We start from the raw sequence: 23,649 nt of genomic DNA, 5'->3' as shown, positions 1-23,649 counted from the left end.
ATATGCATAAATTGCTATCTTCGTCTTGTTGCTAATCCCATGCTTTCTTTCCTGTTTATAAAAATCAGAATCTAACATTATATTAGCTCTTTTTCAACTTGGGGTAAACATACGAGCGTCTGGCTGAAGATGGCTTTTTGTAAAAATGTAGGATTCTTAATACCAATAGTTTCGGGTGGTACATACAGATTACAAACATTTTATACATTGCACAAAATACTATATATTAAACAAATGTCAAACGATGTCAGGTTTCCACACACGCTGTTGAACCCGGTAGATGTTTAGGCTCCCATATAGTCGCATGATTAAAAGTCGCTTCTATTCATATTAATCCGTGATCTCAAATTCCGTGACCACGATTCCGTGATCGGATGGGTATAAAACAGGACCGTTATCTCCTATCCGAATCGGTTCATTGATGTATTCATGGTAAGTTTTGGATTTCAGAGGATTCAGCAATCTGCCTTTGTAAAAGATGTAATCGATGCGATGGGAATCGCTTTTTCCTTTTGTGTTCCATGTAATGCCCGGATGCCTTAACACATCGGGGTTCAACGCCCGGTAGGTATCCGTTAATCCAAGATCTTCCAACACTTTGGTGGCATACCAGGGGACTACCAAACCATCATGTATACCTTTTGTTTCTTCGCCCCAGTCCAAGTGAGATGGTGTATTGAAATCGCCGCCAATAATGAAGGGTATGGAATCCGATTCCGCAGCATACTTCTCAATATAAGGCAACACCTTTTGAATCATTTCATACTTACTACCCGTTTTTTCCATATCGAGTAGTTCTTTAGCATTCATCCCCATCTTATGAGGCTCATCATACCAGGGCGTATAATGAAACCAATTCGACAGAAATCGTATGCTCTGATCTTCTATAAAAATTTCTCGTCCTCCGAGGTAAAAAGGGTACTCCGTATCGATCCGCTCTCCGAAAGGGTATTTGGAAAAAATCGACAAGTTAATGGACTCGTCATCCAAGGCAGTGCCCTCGGGTGCGATCAGATGAAAGTGATATCCCAAAGCATCCGCAATTTTCTTGCCCGACCCATAGGTTTCGACCATCAAAACCACATCGGGATTAATTGCCTGGATGATTTTCACCACATTCTCAGGCCCTTTTTCTATGTCATTGCCCCCATGGAGGATATTCCAGGCCATCACTTTAAAGGTAGTGACGGGCTCTTGTGCAAAACTTTTCATGGCCAGAAGTGTGATGATAGCAAGCGCGATGGAAGTTCTCATTTCTAATCTATTATTAGACATTCCATATAATACCATGCCTTTATTTTTACGTTAAACTTTTCAATGGGCCTGGTGGTCTGTTTTATATGTTCTTATAAATAAACACCCTGCGCTTCCATCCCCAATAAGTTTGGGATGGAAGCGCCATAATTCTATATTTTTGATTGAATGCGCTTCCAGATCACTTCGGGCTCACGAATCGCAGATTGAGCCAGGCGATTCAATAGCGCACGGGAATTGAACACTCTAACGTCCTTCCCCTTTTGTTACTGGTTCTGATCACCGGTCGATGATCCAGGCATTTAAATAGTGATGAGGCGTTTCCAGGACTACTTTAAATAGTTCTGAATCGGGCATTCCAATTGCAAATTCGGCTTCTTCTTTGGATAAATCAACCTCACCTAAACTAAAATAGTGATCCTCTCCCCCGTAGCGAAAATGATTGGTCGTGGTTATCCAAACCCGCGCTTTTCCTCCGTTGTCCAAGGAGTCCCAGGTCAATTTAATTTTTTCACCCACCTTTCCTGAATTCCGATTGACCAGATCACTCGATTTTTCTGCAACCAGGTTTACTGCGTCTACTTCACTCATCAAAGAAACGCCGTCAAGCTCCATAGCCCGGTATTTGGGTATGGATACCTCCATAAAATCAGCAATGGTCGGCAAGATATCCACAACAGCCACCCGGTAATTTTGCGCATATTCGTTGAGTTCATTCTGATTTGTGACAATCCAGGTGGCTCGCTCTCGTTCTGACTGTCCGCCATGGTCTTTTCCGGTATCCGCAGAACGGCCGTGATCGGTGGTAATCACGACCAACCATTCTTCATTGTTGTTCATTTCCCGTTCTTTCACAGCTTCCCATATCCGGCCCACCTGATCATCCATCAACCGTATGGATTCATAGAACTTAGGATGATCTCCATATTGATGCCCCATGTTATCGGTAAACTGCAGGTAAACCCAACTCATGTCCGGCCCTTCTTTCCGGATATTTTGGGCCGCTTCGTCCGCAACCAGGTTATCAATATCCCGGATATACGTCGTCGCTTCATCATGGGGAAACCGGACGGTATCCTGTTCAAAACCATCAAAGTAGTAATCCATCTGCAACCGACCGGTGGCATCCAACCCCGTTCCAATCAACTTAGTCCGGTTATCCAGCCATGTGGAATACACTGCCATTGTCTTTGCAGGATATTGTTCTTTAAAATATCGAAAGATGGTCCAATATCGATAATTGGGATCCTTAATTTCATTCCCCCACACATTGTGTTTATTCGCCCAGGTCCCGGTGAGTAAACTATTGTATCCGACAGCTGAAATGGTAGGTGTTTCCGAATAGGTTCCCGCACCACCACCCACATAGGCCGGAATAAATGCGCCTTCTTCAGCAATAGCATCCAGATGGGGTGTACTGACTTCCTGAATCACATCGTCTGAGATCCCGTCTACGATCATAAAGAGCGTTTTACGATCAGGTTGATCTCCATTCTGGCTGTAGCTCGGATTCACAAAAATAGTGCAGAATAAAATGAAAAGAAAATAATTATTAAAAGTCATTCTTCAAAAATTAGTTATCAGTTTTGGTTTTTGTATTCATATTTTGAAAGCCGGCAGTATTATTTCCAGGTAAAAAACGAAGGTAGTCATAAATTAACACTGTGCTCACCGTTCTTCTATTCAATTTAACCTCAAAAAGTGTGCGGAATATAGTTATTCTTAAATGTACCATCCGGGTACAAATCGAGCACCGCATACCCCGGTGGTGTTTCCAGGTAGTAGCCCTTACCGGCAGAGGCCTCGTCGCCATCCCCCCACCAAAATCCACTAAGTGCCCCGTTGCAACGGTAAGAAACCCCATTGTACCAGGCTTCATCCACCATATGTTGATGGCCGCTGAGGCACAGCTTTACCTTATCCTTGTGCTTATAAAAGAGGGTTTTCAACTCCTCAAAATCCGAATGCTGTCCCCCGACAAAATGATCGGTGACGCCCAGAATGGGATAATGGGACATCAGCAATACCGGTGTGTTCTTCTCCAAAGCATTTAATTCATCTTCGAGCCATATTCTTTGATTTGAGTCGAGTTGAATCCCGGATTGATTGCTGTCCAGGACGAAAAAATGCCAACCTTGTCTGTAAAATGAATAATACCGGTGCGGAATTTTCAAACGTTTCACGGCATATTCTTTTCCATACATCGCATCATTTTTGGAAGGTGCTGCCCACCACATATCGTGATTACCCAGGCAGCTGTGCATCTCATAGCCATCGGCCAAAGCTCGAAAATCATCCCATACCTTCCATTGTTCTTCCACCCTTTGCCGGGTGACATCGTCATAGGAGGCATCGTGAATGGAATCGCCGCCGTTCAGAAAGAAATCAACCTGCTCATCAAGAATAGCCTCCATGGCCCGGCGTGCACGCGCCGGAACCTCTTCTTCCGGTCTGATGTGCACATCTGTGATGTGCGCAATTCGTAATCCCTCTTTTTTAGACTTAGGTTCGGATGACCATCGAGTCCAGCTCAGTCCTGCACCTGCTGAAAGGAGGGTGTTTCTAATCCAATCCCTTCTTCTCATTTTACCAACCAAATATTTGCTCCAGATTCGGATTCAATACCATTTGAGTCGCTGGAATCGGACGGTAGTAATACTGGGGTGTCACAAAAGTTCGAGTTGCATTCTCGGTGATAATTTCACCTCCCTCTTCGCCATTTTCGAGATAAACGGTTCCACTGCCATCCGCTATGGTACTCACGCGGTAATAAATCAACTTCTCCCCCAAAGAATTGGTTTCCTTTTCATCCTCGAATGGAATATCTTGATCAGCACTGATTAGGGCTATATCAACCACGCCGTCTCCGGTCATATCATACTGTCCAAGTCCGGGAAAATACATCCCTGAAGGCGCTTTAGTCAATAAATCGCCGGCGGCCCATCGCATCAGATCGCCGAATCGGAAATCTTCAAAAGCCAATTCTACCCGACGCTCCCGTCGGATTTCCAGTAATACCCCGGCATTTTCGCCTCTCAAGTTAGGGTAACGCTCCATAAGAAACGGGTCCGGATTCGCATTAGCCCAGTCATAATCCAGTACATTAACACCAGCACGTTCCCGAAGCACATTGATGGTTTGATCCAGTATGGTTTGATTAACCACTCCCAGTTCTGCCGATGCCTCCGCATAAATCAATAAGATTTCAGCATAGCGAATAGCAGGAAAATCAGTACTTCGCTGGACAATATTATCGGGGCTGTTGTCATAGCCTTTGATCTGATGATACCCCGTAAAGTTTTTATTTAACCGTTGAATATATGGATTTTCATCTCCTCTGTTCTTCCAACCCGGATAGGCATAGGAGCTCATCAACCGGAAATCCCGGTTCAGGAATTCCTCTACATAAAGCTTCTCCCTGAAGTTTTCCATTTCTGTGAACCGGCTGCCATCACGCATCAGGTAAGTCTGGAGCAATTCCCGGCTAGGGCTTTGTTCATAGTCACTAAAAATAGTAGACAACTCCAGACCATGGCCTATTTCGTCATCATAAATATGGGGCATTACAACCTCCGGATTACTGGTAAGATCCTGGGATGAGAATAAGGTCTTGTAGTCCGTTTCGGGGTTGCCGGTATTGTATATGGAGAACAACCCACTATCCATGATATCTTTGGAAACAGACTGAGCGATTTGAAAAAATTCATCCGCCGTATTTTGAAGCTCCAGTTCGGGGTGGTATTTACGCCAGGAGCCCTCGGACAACGCAATCCGGGCATAGATCGATGCAACCATCCATTTTCCCGGGGTGCCTTCAGCCACTTCTTCCCTAACGTGTTCGTAGGCAAATTTCAAATCAGCCATAATGTTTTCCACCACCATCTGACGTGAATCACGTGGTTTTTTAAGCGCTTCCTCGTCAGAAGTATTCAGTGTGGAAGAATACCAGGGCAGATCAGAATACCGCGTAACCATTCCGTAATAAAACCGAGCCCGATACATTCGCGCCAGTCCGATGTAGTGATTTTTAATATTTTCATCCACATCGGCCTGATCAACATTTTCCAAAAAGTAGTTAATGTCACGCAATCGTCCCCAATTCCAACCACCGGTCAACGTCTCTGGAGAAGGAGATCCACTCAACAGGGTTTTTATTTCGACGGCACCGGTGGTCGCCAGATTGTCCGTACCCTGTTCTCCTTGATAAGCCCATTTACTCTTAAGACTTAACAAACCGTCAATGTACAATTTCAGGTCTTGCTCTGTTTTGAAAAATTCTTCGGGTGAAATTGATGTTTGCGGATATTTATCGAGAAAATCGTCGCTACAAGAAAATAGAACGCCCGATAAAAATACGATCATAATATATGCTGCTGTATTTCTCATTGTATATAGTTTTAGAAATTGATGTTAAGTCCGAAAGAAATCTTCCGCTGGAAGGGATAAGCCCATCCATAGCCATCCTCTACCGCTTCGGGATCCATAAACTCCTTGATGGGCGAAAACTCAAATAAATTTTCACCGGTAAAGAACAATCGGAAACGACTAACCCGAACTTTCTCTGTGAGTTTTGCCGGAAGCGTATAACCCAGTGTTAAGTTTTTCACCCGGACGTAAGCTCCATTCAATAAGTGACTTGTTTGTGGTATATCGAGTCCTGCACCACCGTAATTATTGTCAGCCAACCACGATTGCAAAACCGGAAACTGAGAATCCAGGTTTTGTTCTGCTAAGCCGGCATCCAGGTACGATTGGGAATGCTGTTTACGCAACGATTCCGAATCACCTTCAGGCCGGTAAAAGTCCAGGTTCCACGGATACACATTGGCATAAGGCTGCTGGTAGGGGCCCCAGTATAAATAATGCTTGGGATAGAAGTCCCGCTTCAAAACTCCTTGCAGGAACAAGGAAACATCAAAACCATTCCACATTCCGGACATATTTGCTCCAACCCGATACCGGGATGATGTATTTCCTATTTTTACTAAATCCTTTGGATCATCCGAAGATCTTCCTTTTTGAATCGCACCATTTCCATCCTGATCGATATACTTTGGCCATCCGGGAACTATAGTTAGTGCACCCCAGGGGATTATTTCCGATTCGTCCAGCGCATCGATTTCTTCCTGGTTTGTAAATAACCCGTCACTCTCCAGGCCCCACAGCTCACCGATCTCTTGTCCTTCCCGCCATCCGGAGAATAGGTTCAAATCATTCTGAAATTTGGTAATCCAGGACCGGGAATCAGATACGATGAATTTCACATCAAAATCAAAAGGCTTGCCGGCCAGACTAACCGCGTTGCGGTAACTGACGGAAGCTTCCCATCCTTTGGTTTCCAGGTCAGCGATATTTTGTCGCGGCACCGAGGAACCCAAAACAGCTGGCAGCTCCTGTCCGGCGGTGAGCATACCCAGTGTTTTCCGGTTGTATATATCAAAAGCACCTTGCAGTTTTCCTTCAAAAAAACCAATATCAGCCCCGAAATTTAAGGTTGATACTCGTTCCCAGGTATAATTCGTCGGGTCAATCTGAAGAGAGGGTGCTCCTCCTGTAATGACCGTTGGTTGGGTTCCGTCTATAATGTACGTCGAATTCCCAGTTCCCAAGGTTTGGATATAAGCAAAATTTCCAACTTCCTGGTTACCTAAGTCGCCGTAGGAGGCCCGAATTTTCACAAAAGGCTCTGCGCCTGAAAATAAATTTTTAATAAATGGTTCTTCGCTAATGACATATCCCAAGGATACGGAAGGGAAAAAGCCCCAGCGTCCATCTTTAGGAAAACGTGAGGAACCATCATAACGCCCATTCAATTCAAGCAGGTACCGATCTTGATAATGGTAATTCAATCGTCCAAATACACTCCGTGTAGCGTATGAGCTATACCCGGCATCGATCGTTGGTTCTCCACTGGTCAGGTTGATATAAGGAAGTGAGGAAGAAATCAACACATCCTTGCTGGCAGCCAGGCTGGAAAAAGAATAATCTTCCTGGTTGACACCGCCCAGTATTTTAAAGAAATGATTCCCGTCCGTTTTACTATAGGTCGCAAAAAGATCCAATATCGTGTTGTTGAGTTGTCCATTGGTTTCTCCGACACCACCAGTTCCTCCTTCTGTCCGTACATCGTCCGGACCAAATCCAATCTGGTATTGTGTGGTATACCTGCCATACTTCCAAAGTTCTTTTTTGAACGACACACGGCCGGTTACCGTTAATGCATTTTCGAAAAAATTCGCATTGGCCGAGAGAATATTTTGAAATCCGGTCAGTGTGTTTAAATTTTTCCCACCGTCCACGAGGCTGGCTGCCAATCGACCTACATCTGTATTGGCCCAGGTTCCGTCGGGGTTCTCAGCCACATCAATGGGGATCCGGTAATAAAGGTCCGTGAGATTTGTTCGTGGTCGAGCCCGCTCTGTTTGATAGATACTGGTGTTGTTGTTCAATTCCAACCATGTTAGTGGATCGAAATTCAATTTTGCACGGAGGCCGTTTCGATTGTAATAATCATCGGTCAATTTATTCAATCCGTTTTCATTGGTCAGATCACCGGAAAGATAATACCCAATTTTCCGACCATCTTCAAAACTGTATCCTCCGCTAAAAGCCAGGCTGTGGTTGTACGACATCGCTGAATTATTCAGGAAATAATCATTCCAATTGTTGTCTCCCATATAGGCCCATTTGGTTGGATCTTCCGGATCCAGACGCACTTCTTCTATGGATGGATCTTCCGATCGTTCTTTGGCCCATCTAAAATGTTCATCGGAATAATTGATATAATCCCAAGGGGTGTTGTTTGACCCGATTTCTTTCACTCTGCTGAAGATGTAAGGATCTGTGACTGGTTCCGGTAAGACGGTCGGTTTTCCCCACGCCATATAATTGCGGTATTCAATTTTTGTCTTTCCATCGCTGCCCGATTTAGTGGTAATCAGAATCACACCGTATGCTGCTTTTGCACCGTAAATAGCGGCTGAAGCAGCATCCTTTAATACAGAATAGGATTCAATATCTCCCGGATTGATTCGAAGTAAATCATCATAACTGGAGGCTATTCCATCAATGACCACCAAAGGACTTCCGCCGTTAATCGAAGTAAATCCACGAATATTAATAGTGGGTTTGGTCCCTGGGGTTCCTCCCGCATAATTAATGTTAAGGCCCGGGCTGATCCCTTGTAATCCCTGCATGACATTGGCCACCGGCCGGTTCTCAATTTCCCGACCATCAATGTAATCGACTGCGCCGGAAATATTTTCCTTTTTCTGGGTTCCGTAGCCCACTACCACGACCTCCTCCAGAGTTTCTGTATCAGTCAACATCCGGACATCAATGGTGGTCCGGCCATCCACGGGTGTTTCCACCTTCCGATAGCCAATGTAAGAGAACACCAGCACGTCATTGGCGTCGACATCCGACAGCGTATACATTCCGTCAAAATCTGAAGATGTTCCAATATTTTTGTTTTTCACGGTTATATTTACCCCGATTAGCGGCTGCCCATCTTCGTCGGTGACTTTTCCCGAAACATTTATCGCTACCCCCGTCAATTGGCGCAAGGGAGGAACCCATGCTGGCAGAAGCCTGGAAGATCCCGAACGCACATTATTGGATACGGTCGCCTCCACGGCGTCTTTTTCGTCGATGATTTTTTTAAAGTGTTTCATCATCTCCTTCAGCGATTCCAATCCTTCCTCAGTGTCCTTGTAAATAACGACAAATTCACTTTTAAACACCTTGAATTTCAGGTCCGTTTTACTAAGTAATACTTCCAATTCATCGTCGATGGAAGTCTTGCTGTCTTCATCATACTCTACGTTTATGTCGTCCACCAAGGTTCTGTCGTAGGTGAAGTATACGTCGTACTTTTTACTAAGAAGAGAAATCGCCGTCAGGAGAGCAATTTCACCGTCTGGTGCGTTATTGCTGGTAAAACCGGGGCTATACCCCGCCAGTAATAGTGTAAGAATCAATACCCATAGTTTAATTTTCATCATAACCGAGTTTTTTAAATTAGTATCTAATGAGGTAATTTCAATTTAATTCATAATAATCATCGTGTCGGATCAAGTTTTTACCCAATGCCAAAGCCAAACCTTCGGAAACCAATTCCCAATTGGTATATGGTAAAGCAAAGTCCATCGGTCGGTCATTGAGTTCTTCATCATCCAATGCCAATTGGACACCGTAGATCGCTTCCACTTGTTCGAGGATTTCTTTCACCGGTGTATTGGTGAATTTCAACACCCCATCTTTCCATTTGGATTGATCCGCAAATTTTTGATCCGTCGATTTAGTAATTTTATGCGTTTTATCCAGGACAAAAGCCGATTCTCCGGATGATAGGGTCACCCCATCACTTTTATCATTTTGATTAAATACCTGGAGTTTCCCTTCTTCCAGATAAATTTCTTCTTTACCATTCCGGTTTTTAACATTAAAGGAGGTACCCAACACTTGAATGGTTAGATCGTTGGAGTGCACTAGAAATGAACTTCCTTCCACTTTCTGGACATCAAAAAAAGCTTCGCCTTTCAATCGTACTTCACGGACCGATTGATCAGATGAGGACCAGACCAATTCAGAATTGGCATTGAGCGAAACGCGGCTATCATCCGGAAGGGTAATCTTTTTGGTTTCACCGTTGTAAGTGGTGTATATTAAATCATTGCTCGAAGTGGGATTTAAAAAAAACAGCCCGGCCACGATCAACACCAAGATAGAGGCTGCAGCGACAAAACGAAAGAACTTTGGATTCCTCCTAACCCTTCTTGCTGGCTCTTGCTTTGATTCCACTTTAATATGGGCCAGGTCCTTAACAAGAACTTCATCAAAATATTTCTTGTTTTCAGCTTTAGCGACCAGCGATAAAAATTCAAGGTATTCCTCTTTTGATATCGCATCTGCATTCAACTGGTTAACCAAATAATAAATTCTATTTTTTTTGTCCAACTCCGTGTGTTTAATAGATTAAATCGCATTCCCGTATAAAGACTCCAATGCTGTGGGGGTAGGTCTAATCGGTCGGGGTATTTTTCAAAAACTTTCCCATTTCTCGGCTTGTCAGACGTCATATATGCGTCCAATGTCTCCAAAAACTCAGTCTTTGAATCCCAGTGGTCTCGATACATTTCAATGGAATAACGATGAAATTATATAAAATACTGTTAAATTTGTCGTGTGATGGATGACATGCATAGAGACCAATATATCGGCAACAGACGGAAGAGCGTTTTCAAATTTATCTTGGGCAAAGTTAAAAATCCGCAATTGGCGGAAGATTTGACCCAAGAAGTATTTCTTCGGTTTATCCAATCGGTTAATAATTCCAACGAAATTAAAAGCCCAGAAGACTACCTTTTTACTATAGCCAGAAACCAGGTTTATGACTATTGGCGAAAGGCAGCCGCTGATCAAAAGATTCAGGAATCGTACTGGCGTGAAATCCAAATTAGTAAATTAACTCGTACTTCCCCGCTGATCCAGGATGACAGAAAAATTATTTTTGCGCACCTCGAAGAACTATTTACGGATCAACAAAAGAAGATATTCTTTCTTCATCGAAACGAAGGTCTCTCATACAACGAAATAGCTGACCGTTTGCAGTTATCCAAAAGCACGGTTAAGAACCATATGGTGGCTGCGTTGAAAGTCATCCGGAATTTCATGGATGAACATTTTGAGAAATTTATCACGGTGGTTGGAGGTATTTTTTTCTTCTTGTAAATCAAGCCAGCTAATCTGTAAATGCACGGAGCGCCAAGTGCACCAACTTATAAAAAATGTATAGGTATTATCTAGCGCTACCATCTTCAGCTTGTACCTCTTTAGCGCAAATAAAAGCTCTATTTGAGCTTCATTCAATCGACCTCGGAGCGGTCACAACTATGGTAGCTAATGGTCTTGCAGTATTCTTCGACTTCGGAGAAGTCGCCATGTCTAAGCATACATTACGACCCCTCTGAGGTCGACATTTTGACAATAACCGTTGCTAATAAACTTGGACCTGCGCTGCAGGTCTGATTAGAATCTACGTTTAGGGCGCTAAGTACGCCCCCCAACTCATCAATGAATTTATAAGGTTAGTTGATATTACATATATCAAAACCTGAAATACTACCTCAATACTGTGAAAAAAGGCATGAGATATAAGACATTTCAGTGATTGAAATGTACCGAGCCTACAGCTCTCAAAATAATTCATTCCGCTATCATATAATCCGAGCCAACGGCTCTTTACCCTTCATATATATCCTTTTCACTAGATAGACGAGAGCCATAGGCTCGACCAAAATATGGCAGCCCCGTCCCCAACAAGTTGGGGATTAATCCGGGGTAATTTTTCGTACTAATTAAATCGAAAGCCATAGGCTCGGAGCATATTACGTGATCACATGGTCCGCTTTCGCAGCAAACAAACATAGTCTGTTCTATTGTGATTACATTTTTAAAACCACAGAAAATTATGACAGATACACTGACCGGTAAATTTTCTTTAATTAGGTGTAATCTCAAATATGGCGTGTCATATTCTCATGTTTAATGACCTAATCGAAGCTTACGTTGATTTCAGGCTTTCTCTAGGAAATGACAATTATTATAAGTTCTATGCTTTCGCCATTTATAATAATGTACACCCAAGTCAATTTAGCACAAAATACAGCGATATAAATACTCCGAATGTAAGATTAATTACGCACTCAAATTCTCTGACTTGTTGGGAATAGAAGCGCTTCATATAATGCATACAACTTCTGAATTGCAGCCCGAGTCCATTCCGGCTCCCATCCTATTTCACTTGTTCGCCCGACATCAAGTATTCCATGCTGTTTTTCAATATTGTCTGATAGGCTTTCAATCCATGCGCCCGTTCATCATGCCCGAGCGTATTTGCGACAATGTTTGCGGCGGGGTGATCTACGACCCACACCACCGGAAAGGTGTCTCCTGATTCCAATCCGCGCCCTATCGCCAAAACCTCAATACTGGCTTCGGGGTCTTTTTCCCACCGGTACAGCTCATCGACGATCCGAAAAGTACCCGGGACTCCTCTCATAATGGGGTGATCCGGTTTGACCACCTCCACTTCAAATTCTTGTAACGCTTCGTGAGAACGAGAACCTCCCCCCACCAGGGTCTTATTATATTCCGGCCAATCCGCCCAGTTGTACCAGGTGCCCGGATGGTAAATGAGCATATTCATTTTACCGGAATTCACGCGATCCATAATAGCCATCCGGGTCTTTGGATCAAACGGTTTGTTATTTGTCAAAAATAAAAGATCAGTAGAAGGTAACATGGTTCTCAGTGCTTCCGGATCTTCGGTATACAGAACCGTATTTTTTCCATGGTCACTCAATATTTCACCATCCGCAAGACCAAAATACTTTAGAAAATCGTGGGATCCTCCCCCACCAATAGCAGCGATTTGCGGTGCATCTGTGTTTTCAGAAATATAAGACCCCGGGGCTGATACGACAATCACACCTTGCATCATGCGCCAATGACCAGGGAATGTGCATACATAGGGATAAATTCCGGGGGTGTTCGGTAACGTAATGACCAGTGATTCGCGATCACCTGGTTCCAGCATACCCGTGGCACCCAGGACATATTTCGAAGGAGGGACATAGGCCAGTTCAGCGGCATTGGGGTTGGAGGTAAAGGCATCCACCATGCCTCCAAACGATTCGAGCGTTCCGGGTTGAATTAGTACCAGATTATGAGGCATCTGATCTTTATTGCTCAACACGATTTCCACAGTCTGCCCGACCTGAGCATGCAAGACCGTTTTATCATAGGCCATTTCCTGATTAACAGCACGAAGCACAAAGCTCACATCAGCCTTTGGTTTACCAATTTTGCCGATTCCTACATCAATATGTTGATCGCCCGATGTATTCACACAATGCACCGCAATCACATTTTTCCCGCGTTTAAACAGTTCACTTTTCTCTGGGTCCAGCTTGAAATATTTATAATCTTCCCTATATCCGGTCTCAGATAACAAAAGCTGACCATTCACATACACTTCAAAATCTTCATCATGAACTATTTTCAAAATGGGTTCCCTAATTTCTGTATCCAGGGAGAATTCGCGCCGCAACCATATATCGGAGGACTTCCAGGACGTGTTGGTTAGGTCGGTATTGGCTCCGCCAAATATCCCGGCTCCTTTTTTCCAGCTTCTGTCATTAAAGTCTGAGTTCATCCAGTCATCAGCCGGTTGGGTGGTTGTATAACGCCATTCATTCCTACCTTCTTCAGCTGTCGGCAGAATCATTTCGACGGCAGCCGGATCGACCGATTCCGTATTTTTTTCCCGGTAATAAATTTTAATAGCCGCATCGATCCACTTGTCGTTTGTGTTGGCTTCATCCCGGGTTAGTTTTTCCATTTCCGTAAAAAGTCCGCTGGATTCGGGCAATTCACCTGCCTTAAGTATGGCAGCCAAACGAACTTGCGGATCCGAGTGGGATAATAATCCCGATTCAGCCAAATGTTCGCTCCCTTCCGCCGACAGTGGCAATAAAGCCAGGGCAGCCCGGTTCACCGCATAAGAATCAGATGACAGACCATTGATCAGTGCTGCATCAGCATCCGGGAAAGAACCACCGTAAGCCCCCAGACCATTCAGCGTCCACAACGCATGAAGGCGTGTGTGCTCCGGCACTCCATCATCGGAGGAAGCCAATGCAATTAATTCAGGAATTAAATCCGTCTTGTTTTCTTCGACGATTATGCGCTGCGCATTCGTTCGCCAAAACATATTATCACTTTCCAAACCCTTTAACAAACCTTCGTCATCCGTCGGGTCCAATGATTGCAAATCACTTGTCCGACCGTTCCGATGTGTAATCACATAGATCCGCCCGTGTCTGTAATCACGCAATTCGTTGAGATGCGCATTTCCTTCGCCTTTATCGGCGTTCCATATTTGATTGTCCATGCCCCGCTTGTCCGGGTTGTGTTGGATGACCGGATTGTACCAATCCGCCACCCAAAGATTTCCATCCGGACCTGTTTCTGCAAATACAGGCGCTGTCCACGCGTCAGTGCTTGCAAAGATATTTCCGCCATCGACCTCTTTGTAACCGGCTCCATCTTTCTTAATGCGGGCGATATGCACCAAATGTCCGGTGGGCTCACAGACATACATCTGGTTTTGATAGTCACTCGGATAATTTCGCGCGGTGTAAAAGTTCGCTCCGGAAGCAGCTGTATACCCTCCACGAACGTCCACTTGCTGCAATGGTATAGTATCGACCGGACTGATCTCATAATGCCCTTGAATAAAGTCGGCATTCATCGCCCAAGCGGGCATTTTGTCCAGATAATCATAGTGTCGTAGTGGAATTCCGACGTAACAACAGTGGTTGTTATTCGCAGTCGAACCAAACACTTCAAAATTTTCATTGAAACCGAGCCCCCAGGTGTTGTTATTAAATTGACCGACCGGTTCAAAGAATGAACCGTCTCTGGCAAAACGATACACCCCCATTTTAAATTCAATCGGTTGTCCCTGGAACGACTGTTCAAATCCAGAATACCCCACTGATCCCCAGATCATATTATCCAACCCATACCGTAGGTTTGAAGGGCCGGCATGGGTGTCCCAGGTTCCAAAGCCGCTAAACAAAACGGTTCTTTGATCGGCCTGGTCATCCCCATTGGTGTCTTCCAGAAAAACCATATCGGGAGCCTGCGCCACAATAGCCCCCCCTTTGACCAGAGTGATTCCTGTGGTCAAAGATTGCTCCGTGGCAAAATCTGTAAATTTATCGGCTTTTCCATCCCCGTTCGTATCCTCACAAATCGTAATCCGGTCCCCGCCTACATCGTTGCTCAACTCATGTGGGTAATCCTGCGACTGCACCACCCACAGTCTACCACGTTCATCCCAGGTAAATGCAATGGGATTGATAATATCGGGCTCCGCGGCAAAGAGTTGCACATCAAATCCGTCGGGAACCTGAATGTGCGTCATGGATTCTTCCGGATTGAGCGGATCCTGTACACGCGGGTCTTCACCCGTATACGTCAGTGGTGCCGGTGGTGGCTTTTGCTCGGTGCAGGATGAAAGGAGTAAAATTCCGAGTAAGAAAAACAAAAAAGTAAATGATGTGTACTTCATCGCGATGTGGTTATCAGTTAATATTTATTATGTTGTCTGTTCTTATGTTGTCTGTTAATGTGCTCTCTATGTTGAGTTCACAAGTTATCCTATACCATGTACTCTTTCACCCTCTTTTCTTTGAACTTGAGTCGTTGAGCTACAAGCTTTGAACTTTGAGCTTTCAGCTTTGAACTTTCAGCTTCCATGCTTTCAGCTTTTCTCTTTTCCAGCAATCCGCTCCTTTCGTTTGGTACTCGTTTTACTTTGAGCTTTCAGCTTAGGTCTTTGAGCTCCCCTTGCTTTCAGCTTTAAACTTTGAGCTTTCAGCTTCTATGCTTTGAGCTTGTAGCTCCTATACGGTTCTTCCCCGCTCCGATCGACGGTTCCGGCTTCCCAGCCCTGCGACGGAGAAAGGATCGCCAGGAATTCCAGATCTTCCTCCCCGGCATTGAAGGTTCCATGGACCACGTTTGCGTCGATATATACCGAGTCACCTGCCTCCAATATCCGCATTTCATCTTCGATCCACTGCTCTGCTTTTCCCCGGAGTACGTAAAGGATTTCATGCATTTCCGGATGGACATGAAAATCGTGTCCATCCCCAGCTTTAATGATGACTTTCACCATATAGGAATCCGCGTTTTCATTCAGTGTGGGATGTGAATGCCAATAATGCGATCTGTCGTCTACCTTTTCAAAGAGCTGATCGTCATGTTGGATGAAATTCCACTTTTTCTTCATACTACTATTCAAAAATTTACACTTATGATTGATATTAAACGTGAACGCATCATAATTCAAAATGCCCAAATGAATTTATCAAACGAAATTATAATCTGACAGCGTCTTGAAACTATTCGTCCATTGGAGCGTCAGTTTTAGTTCATCCGAAAGACATTTCAGCGGGCAGTTTACCGACCTGTCGTTTAGGATCTGATTGAAAAATGTTGGCAGATCTTGCTGGTGAAGTAATTTCAATACAAAGCACCTATACATTTTGCACCAAGAAACACTTTTTATCCCAAATACTGACAGGTTGGACATTATCGAGTTATTCATTAGATGTAAAAACCTCATTATGGCTTTGAAATTAAACTTTTCCAATCGCTGTCAGGTTAACTGCATACCTATTTTATATAGTCAACGATTTAAATTCTTTCGTCAAATTAGTCAACGACTCCTCTACCCCCATACGTTCCAACGAAGAAGCGCCGACGAACCCATGCAATCCATCCACATGATCCAGCGCATACCGTACATCATCCGGCGTATTGATCGGGCCGCCATGAGCCAGGAATATCGTATCCGGGTTTGATTTTTTGACCGCATCTACAATCCGTTGAGTACGTTCGATGGCATCATCCATGGAAGCTGTGGCATCGGTGACTCCAATGGACCCCCCCACTGTGGTCCCGACATGTGCAATAATGGCATCCGCCCCCACATCGGCCATCTGCACCGCTTCGTCCGGTTTGGCGACATAGACTACGGAAAACAGATCCATTTTAGATGCCAGGTTGATCATCTCCACCTCCTTCTGAAATGGCATCCCGGTTTCTTCCAACACATTTCTGAAATGGCCGTCAATAATGGAATGCGTGGGAAAATTATTCACCCCCGAAAACCCCATGTCTTTGACCTGGCCCAGAAAATGCCACATCCGTCTTCGCGGATCACTGCCGTGCACGCCGCAGATCACGGGAATTTCTTCCACGACCGGCAACACTTCAAATTCACCGATTTCCATCGCTACGGCATTGGCATCGCCATAAGCCATCATCCCGGCGGTCGACCCGTGACCGGACATTCGAAAACGGCCGGAATTGTACACGATAATAAAATCGGCCCCTCCTTTTTCAATAAATTTCGCACTGATCCCGGTACCTGCGCCGGCACCAATGATGGCCTTATTGGCATCCAGGGTGGTTCTTAATCGTTCTTTCACTTCTTCTCTGGTGTAGGGATTTCCTATCCCCGTCCATGGATTTGGCATTTTTTTAATTATTAATGGTTAATGATAAATGATTAATTATTTTCTTCCAAAATCTCTGACTCTAATTCCAACATGCTAAGTAGAGCATTTACAGCCATTTTTGCAAACTCCGGTGTATTTATGTTTTCATTAATTTCTTTGACTGTGATGGCATCCTTTACATTTTCTTTAATGGCATCGAATAAGATCCTGTCGATCTCAGGTTTATAAAATACCTCGCCTGTACCACCGATTTTTGACAAACCACCTAAAGGTAATAATATGGTAACCGGAGCCCGAGCTTTATTTAGTTTTTCTGCTATGATTTTTCCCAATTCTCGATTTTCAGCTTCATTGGTCCGCATCAACGTTACATCGGGCGCCCAACTATAGAGCTGCCTGTCCTTGTATTTATCGGGAACTGTGGCCATAGAACCGAAATTAACCATATCCAGACAGCCCGGCGCCACCACCTGGGGTAGGTTCATAGCAGAAGCAGCCGTTAAGCGATCGGGACCGGCACTACAAATGCCCCCGCACAGTTCATCAGCCAGTTCCGTGGTGGTTATATCCAATACTCCTTCAAAGAAATCCTCCTCAATCAGGGATTCCATGGTCTTACCGCCTGATCCCACTGCATGAAAGCTCAACACCTCATAATTCTTTTCCTGCAGCAGCTCCGAACACTTTTCGACACAGTTAGTCGTGTTCCCGAACACACTGATGGCAATGCTTTTCTTTTTATCTGCCCGAACTGTATTTGATGATCGGATCATCCCGGCCAAAGCACTGGCACCGCGCCGGATCACAGACCGGCTAATACTGTTTAGTCCGGCCAGATCCACAATGGAGGGCATCAAAGTAATATCCTTATGCCCGATATGAGCAGATAAATCTTTGGTGGCTAAGGTACTGATGCACAATTTTGGGACGCCAAACGGGACCTTCTGCATCACCTGGAGCCCCATGTAAGTGCCACCGCCGCCGCCCATGCTGATGATTCCATCCATTTTTTCTCCTCTACTTTTCAGTTCGTTCACGATACGTACAGCTCCGGTGCTCATGATCTCAAGCGCTTTACCGCGATCGTTTAAACTATGAAGATCATCCAGAGAACGACCTCCTTTTTGTGCGACCATCGGTGAATCATACTGCACGGCAAAGCCAACCTTACTCTTATAAACACCTAAGTTAATAGAAATCACATCCAGATTGTGCTGCGTCAGACAAGCGTGGAGGTAATCAAATTCCGCCCCTTTGGTATCAAAGGTCCCCGCCATAATGACACGGGGTTCATTTTTAATTGTTTTACATTGCATCTGGCTCCTATCTATTTTTGTGCATTTAATTTCTGAATCAAATCAACCTCATCCTGGCGGTAGGGTGTTCCATCTTTCCGGAAGATATCATGAAACCACACCTCCGGCTCCTCCCCACTTCCAATAGGAGTATTCCAGGCATAAATGGTGTTCGTTTTACCGCTAACCAATCCCCAATTTATAGCTCCTACCCGGAATTCTTTAAGTATTGGCATAGAATTTTTAAATGTGCTGTTATTTGTTCTGGCCATATACTCGGTGCATATCATGGGTAAGCCATGTGTTTTGAGTAGCTCAATGATGCGTGTGTGCTGATCTGGTCCTTCATAACAATGATAGGTCAATACATCGGAATGCAACGCTTGATAAATATTCAGATCTATAAGATCCCAGTTCCATAGTCCGACCGAAACAGGCTGAGCTGGATTGACTTCTTTAGCCCAGGTAAAAACGTTTTTCAGTAAAGCCATGGACTCATTACCTTTCCCACTGTTCCCGGGTTCATTGTACAAGTCCCAAAGCAGGACTCTTTCATCACCATCAAAGGTTTCAAGGATGTCTTTCAAATAGGTTTCCAATTGTGGGAAATTTGCAGTGTCTTTTGAAGCGGGGTTACCTGGATCCTGCATCCATCCGGAGTTCAGCTGCAATCCTCCCTGCGGTCGGAGTGCAGCTGAACGGGTCGGGGACAAGTCCTGGTTCTGCACTGTCCTCCCTACGGCCAGACAGCACCGAACCAGGGATATCACGGAATCCGAAAAAAAATTCGGCGCTCCGCGCATGAATAAAGGCCCCAGGAACGCCAGAAAAACTAAAATTATACTATTCATTTGATCATTCAATTTAACAATCTTATTATTTTTCTTTCACCACACCTCGTACAGGGGTAAGACCCTATCCAAGCGCTATTCTTCCCCCGGCAAGTTCACCACTGCGGCGGCACAGGCACTTCCACCACACGCACATTCACACCAACCCACACCCACACTTTCAAGGTATCTTCAACACCGTGTTTTCGGACACCGGAACGCCGAGGTGGGGCGTACCATCCGTATTCCATTCAATTTTTTGCATGCGGGGTGATCTTTTATGTCCACATCCCTCCCCGGGATTGGAATTCGCATGATACAAGATCCAATCCTCGGAGCCATCAGGCGATTTAAAAAACGAATTGTGTCCCGGGCCGTAAACACCGTTTTCCAGGGACTGCTTGAAGATCGGTTGCGGTGACTTTGTCCAGGCCGACGGATCCATCAGATCTCCTGATCCATCAAAACTCAGCAACCCCAGACTGTAGTAATCTGTCCAACAGGCACTGGCTGAATACACGATAAACACCCGTTCATCGTGTGTTAAAAATTGTGGTCCTTCATTCACATTCAGGTGCAAGGTATTCGGATCATTGGTCAGATCCCCTTGCTTTTCCCAAGGAAAATCCGGTTCTGAGATTAATACTCTGATTCCACGAATCGTCCAGGGATTTTCCATTTCCGCAATATAAATATTTTGCTGTCCATTCTCATTGCCTGGCCATCCGGACCAAATCATATAGAGTTGATCCTTGTATGTAAACACATTCCCATCGATCGCCCATCGATCCAGATGGGTGCCGACTTTCCCCTTGAATTCCCAATCGCCCTGAAACGGATCTTCCGATTTATTCTCCATTACGTACATCCGGTGGTTGTTATTATCCCCATCATCTGCTGCGAAATACACATACCAGCGACCTTCGATAAAATGAAATTCAGGTGCCCAAATATTTTTAGAAAACATTTCACCCGATGGAGGCACCCAGATGGTCCGTTTTTCCGCGGAGCTCAAGTTCGCCAGATTATCCGTCTTCCAAAGAATCAGTCGGTCCCCGACCGTATGGGTATAATAGTAATACCCGTCGTGCCAGGTACTGTACGGATCAGCTCCGGAAGGGAGGATCGGATTGGTAAAGGTGGTGTTTTGAGTAAATGATGGATTGGTCACCAACAGCCCCATCATCGTAAGAAGAATGAAACGCAATGAGGTGATCATAAATAGGTCTGGATTGTAATTCAGGTTTATCACTTTCTTGATGCTAAATAGAGGATATCCCCCACTTTCGTATTAATGTAATAGGTGTACATTTCTTTTGGATGGAATTCCGGCAAATCGACAGTACTATGATTCAAATGATTTCCGGCATGCATGGGTTGAAGATAGGAATTTTCTGTGGATTGAACCAAAAAATTTCCCCCGGTGATATTCAACGGTACGGGGCTTTTAATGGGTAGGGTACCTCCTCTATCACACTGAATAGAAGCAGATTCCAGTGTGCCATTTTCCCATGACACGCCTACTTCAAAACCTCCCCGGGCACGCAATCCGGACACACTTCCTTCCGTCCATGCATCCGGCAATGCAGGTAACAAATGAACATATCCATCATGGGATTGGAGCAACATTTCTGCAATACCCGCTGTCGCCCCAAAGTTTCCATCGATCTGAAACGGAGGGTGAGCATCAAACATATTGGGATAGCTGCCAGACCCGTTAAAGCGGTTGTCATTTTCCTTAACCAGATGGATGAGCTTGGACAGGATTTCAAGGGATTTATTTCCATTGTAAAGTCTCGCCCACATATTCACCTTCCACCCCATCGACCAACCGGTGGCCTGATCCCCTCGCCGTTCCAAGACGCGAAGTACAGATTTTGTCAATTCCGGTTCGGATACTGGTGTGATCTGATTCCCGGGATGAAATGGATATAAGTGCGAAATATGTCGATGATGGATATCCTGGTCTTCAAAGTCAAACTGCCATTCCTGCAACTGACCGAATGCCCCGATTTGATATGGGAGTAATTTCTTTAATTTTTGACGAACTTCACTGGCATAGTGATCGTCGATATCCAGTATATCCAGGGCTTCCAGATACCGGGTAAAACTTTCCCGGATAATGGCCATATCCATGGTAGGTCCGGGACTATGGGTGGATGTGTTACCATTACCATATTTAAAACCTTGTTCGGGGGAATGTCCCACCGGGGTAACCAGGTAACCGAGGTCATTGGGCACCAACCAATCCTTGTAGAAAAGAACAGCTCCTTTTAACAATGGGAACACTTCCTCCTTCAGGAAATATTTATCTGTCGTATATAGATAATGCTCCCAAAAATGGCTCGTTAACCACCCGGCTACCATGGGCCAGAAGGAACAGGGACAACTATCCACGGGGTCGGCCTGTCGCCAAATGCTCATATTGTGATTGCCCATCCATCCTTGATTGCCGAAGATCCGCCAGGCGGCTTCCTTGCCATTCACAGACAACTCTTTCACCGCTTTGAACAGTGGTTCGACACATTCCGAAAGATTGGTTACCTCTGCTGGCCAATAGTTCATCTCCAGATTAATATTCATGGTGTATGCGCTGGCCCAGGGAGGGATAACCTTTTCATTCCATATTCCTTGCAGGTTGAGCGGTTGTCCGCCTTCTCTGGAACCGGCGATCATAAGATATCGTCCGTACTGAAAAAACAAGGTGACCAGGTCTTCATCACCACCTTCTGCATATTTCAATATCCGCTGATCGGTCGTTAACTGCGATTGATCTGTGGGTTGATCTAGCGAAATTTGCACCCGGTCAAAGAGTTGCTTATAGTCCGCCACGTGCCGAGTGAAAAGTTCATCATAGCTGTACAAGCTGCATTGACCCAACTGCTCTAATGTCCTTTTTTCGGGCAAGTCCGGATGCAACGCCGGACTTTCCTGGAAATTGGTATAGCTCGTGGCTGCGGTCACAAAGAGAGTCAATGCATTAACTCCATCTACTATGATTTTCCCGTTTTCTATTTTTACGTCACCACCACTGTTCTCATACCTGATGCGAGTCTGAAAATACATCCCAAGTCCAGTTGTTTCTTTGCCATACAGCACCTGTTTAGCAAAAGTTTTACGAGTTCCATCCATATTGTAAATCTCTGGATATTTTCGTTGATCCACCAGCTTTTCAACGGTTTCCAGGGGTCTGCGTAATACGAAACCAGGAGCCTGGCCATCGAGCACAAGATCGTCCTCCTGACTGGACACTTTCATCGTCGGGGTATGGGGTGTGGAAAGTGAAACTTTTCCATCCAAAGTTCCTGGGCCACTAGCTTCCATCCGGATCACAATCACACGATCAGGATAGCTGGCGAAGACTTCCCTGCTGTATTCAGTTTCACCCACTTTGTACCTCACAGTTGCAACTGCCCGGGAAATGTCCAGTGATCGTTCATAGTCGGTAATCGGTCCATGAGGGTCCATATCGATCCACAGGTCACTCATGGGCTGATAACACTCTTGAGCTCGCCCCAGCCAATTATTTTGGATCATAGATTGTGCTTCTGCATATTTTCCATCACTCAGAAGCACCATCACTTCGGGGTATTTCTTGCGCACATTGATGCCCGTGTAGTTGGTATGCGGATCACCGGAATAAAGGGTTGTTTCATTTAGCTGGATACGTTCCTCGTCCGGATCTCCGAAGATCATAGCGCCCATATAACCATTGCCTATGGGGAGTGCCTCGGTCCAGGTCTCGGCGGGCTCGTCGTAGTGCAAGCGGAGCAGGTTTTCTTGACTTACTAGGGAATTTCCAAAGAAAAAAAAGAGAATGAGAAAATTGAATGCTTTCATAGAGGCCCGGTTTCGAACGATGCCAGTAAAAGTACAATATCTTTTTCGTTTATAGTAAAGCAAGGAAAGGGTCAATGCATAGCTCACTGAATAAATTTACCTCCTCACTCAGGTTGCTCTTTGAGGGATTCTTTCAGATTTACGAAATGAGCAATATCAACTTGATTTGAAATAAAACACACTCCAACTAATTTAATAGCTCTGAAAAGCTAAAAATATCACAACACGACCTCCATTCTACTTGATGTTTTTCTTCAATATCCTATAAGAAATACTAATGCGCTAGTAACTTTGCACATCGCTGAACGATTGATTCAATCAGACCTTAATTAT

At 44.8% G+C, this 23,649-nt stretch carries 14 protein-coding genes; 1 reads left to right on the top strand and 13 read right to left on the bottom strand.

Annotated features, from left to right (window positions below):
• Positions 1 to 330 precede the first annotated feature (330 nt).
• The 6 genes from KUV50_RS18515 to KUV50_RS18490 all read right to left on the bottom strand — a co-directional run bounded on the left by KUV50_RS18515 (position 331) and on the right by KUV50_RS18490 (position 10,212).
• Entirely contained in the window at positions 331 to 1,254 is a 924-nt protein-coding gene (locus tag KUV50_RS18515) for an endonuclease/exonuclease/phosphatase family protein (protein ID WP_222581702.1), read from the bottom strand.
• Positions 1,255 to 1,533: 279 nt separating this feature from the next.
• Positions 1,534 to 2,817, bottom strand: coding sequence for an alkaline phosphatase family protein (locus KUV50_RS18510; protein WP_222581701.1), 1,284 nt, complete (start codon positions 2,815 to 2,817; stop codon positions 1,534 to 1,536).
• Between the two features lie 131 nt (positions 2,818 to 2,948).
• The gene (locus tag KUV50_RS18505) at positions 2,949 to 3,839 is read right to left on the bottom strand and encodes a metallophosphoesterase family protein (protein WP_222581700.1); all 891 of its coding nucleotides are present in this window, start codon (positions 3,837 to 3,839) and stop codon (positions 2,949 to 2,951) included.
• Position 3,840: 1 nt separating this feature from the next.
• Entirely contained in the window at positions 3,841 to 5,640 is a 1,800-nt protein-coding gene (locus KUV50_RS18500) for a RagB/SusD family nutrient uptake outer membrane protein (protein ID WP_222581699.1), read from the bottom strand.
• Positions 5,641 to 5,651: 11 nt separating this feature from the next.
• Entirely contained in the window at positions 5,652 to 9,257 is a 3,606-nt protein-coding gene (locus KUV50_RS18495; protein ID WP_222581698.1) for a SusC/RagA family TonB-linked outer membrane protein, read from the bottom strand.
• Positions 9,258 to 9,294: 37 nt separating this feature from the next.
• The gene (locus KUV50_RS18490) at positions 9,295 to 10,212 is read right to left on the bottom strand and encodes a FecR family protein (protein WP_222581697.1); all 918 of its coding nucleotides are present in this window, start codon (positions 10,210 to 10,212) and stop codon (positions 9,295 to 9,297) included.
• Positions 10,213 to 10,443: 231 nt separating this feature from the next.
• Here KUV50_RS18490 and KUV50_RS18485 point away from each other — a divergent pair, with 231 nt between their 5' ends.
• Positions 10,444 to 10,986 (top strand): RNA polymerase sigma factor, encoded by a 543-nt coding sequence (locus KUV50_RS18485; protein WP_222581696.1) that lies wholly within the window; start codon positions 10,444 to 10,446, stop codon positions 10,984 to 10,986.
• Between the two features lie 1,063 nt (positions 10,987 to 12,049).
• Here the strand turns inward: KUV50_RS18485 and KUV50_RS18480 are convergent.
• From KUV50_RS18480 to KUV50_RS18450, 7 genes are all read right to left on the bottom strand, one after another.
• On the bottom strand, positions 12,050 to 15,394 hold the full coding sequence (locus tag KUV50_RS18480; RefSeq protein ID WP_222581695.1) for a PVC-type heme-binding CxxCH protein: 3,345 nt from the start codon (positions 15,392 to 15,394) through the stop codon (positions 12,050 to 12,052).
• 312 nt (positions 15,395 to 15,706) lie between these two features.
• A complete protein-coding gene (locus KUV50_RS18475; protein WP_222581694.1) occupies positions 15,707 to 16,117 on the bottom strand; it encodes a cupin domain-containing protein in 411 nt (136 codons plus the stop codon).
• Between the two features lie 391 nt (positions 16,118 to 16,508).
• Positions 16,509 to 17,369 carry a phosphoenolpyruvate hydrolase family protein gene (locus KUV50_RS18470; protein WP_222581693.1) on the bottom strand — a complete coding sequence of 287 codons (861 nt, stop codon included), beginning with the start codon at positions 17,367 to 17,369 and terminating at the stop codon, positions 16,509 to 16,511.
• A 32-nt stretch (positions 17,370 to 17,401) separates the two neighbouring features.
• The gene (locus KUV50_RS18465; protein ID WP_222581692.1) at positions 17,402 to 18,667 is read right to left on the bottom strand and encodes a Tm-1-like ATP-binding domain-containing protein; all 1,266 of its coding nucleotides are present in this window, start codon (positions 18,665 to 18,667) and stop codon (positions 17,402 to 17,404) included.
• Between the two features lie 11 nt (positions 18,668 to 18,678).
• Positions 18,679 to 19,497: a hypothetical protein gene (locus tag KUV50_RS18460; protein ID WP_222581691.1), complete on the bottom strand. Its 819-nt coding sequence runs from the start codon at positions 19,495 to 19,497 to the stop codon at positions 18,679 to 18,681.
• A gap of 160 nt (positions 19,498 to 19,657) precedes the next feature.
• Positions 19,658 to 20,695: a family 43 glycosylhydrolase gene (locus KUV50_RS18455; protein WP_222581690.1), complete on the bottom strand. Its 1,038-nt coding sequence runs from the start codon at positions 20,693 to 20,695 to the stop codon at positions 19,658 to 19,660.
• A gap of 29 nt (positions 20,696 to 20,724) precedes the next feature.
• Complete coding sequence (locus tag KUV50_RS18450; protein WP_222581689.1) at positions 20,725 to 23,316, bottom strand: glycosyl hydrolase family 95 catalytic domain-containing protein; 2,592 nt, start codon at positions 23,314 to 23,316, stop codon at positions 20,725 to 20,727.
• Between the last annotated feature and the right edge of the window lie 333 nt (positions 23,317 to 23,649).

The organism is Membranihabitans marinus, from assembly GCF_019802045.1.
In the GTDB taxonomy this organism is placed as follows: domain Bacteria; phylum Bacteroidota; class Bacteroidia; order Chitinophagales; family Saprospiraceae; genus Membranihabitans; species Membranihabitans marinus_A.
Note: the sequence above shows the minus strand (reverse complement) of the source record. Positions and strands in the feature narration are given on the sequence as shown.